1 protein-coding gene is annotated in these 522 nt (G+C 49.7%); it reads right to left on the bottom strand.

Annotated features, from left to right (window positions below; translation table 11 throughout):
* Positions 1-359 precede the first annotated feature (359 nt).
* Positions 360-509: an S-layer homology domain-containing protein gene (locus tag AC1DUA_RS40340; protein ID WP_477504978.1), complete on the bottom strand. Its 150-nt coding sequence runs from the start codon at positions 507-509 to the stop codon at positions 360-362.
* Positions 510-522: the final 13 nt, after the last annotated feature.

The following is a 522-nucleotide window of genomic DNA, read 5'->3' as shown; positions in this document are numbered from 1 at the left end:
CGCTATTGAAGTGTTCAAACCGAAGCGTAAACGCCGGAAGAAATCCGGTTCAGCCGGAAGACGCAAAGGCGGTTCCAAATCCGGATCAGCTAAGCGTAAACGCAAATAGGGGAACTACAATCCCTTATTTCGGGGAATTTCGGAGTTTCATAGGGCGAAGGGAACTACAGGCTCTTATYTCACCTCCTTCGTCCAAATACCTGCACAGACGGCTAAATAGCGAACCACAGTTCCGCTCCCCCGCTAAAAGTGCTGTTTTGGGCAAAATAGAGCCCTGTAGATCCTCTTCACCTGCCTACGAGACTCTGTGACCATAAAAAGGCTCCCCGTCTTTTCAGACGAAGGAGCCTTTTTCATTTCTATTTGCCTGCTTTCAATGTTCTTAGAATGAGGGCAGATGCTTCCGCGCGCGTTGTTAATCCTTGCGGCTTCAGCGTCCCGTCCTCATAACCGTTCATGAACCCTTTGGAGGTTAACGTAGCAACTGCCGCTTGTGCCCAATCAGATATCGCAGCGTTATCG

This window comes from Paenibacillus sp. 01T422, assembly GCF_056398785.1.
The sequence above is the reverse complement of the archived record's forward strand: the minus strand, read 5'-3'. Positions and strand labels throughout refer to the sequence as shown.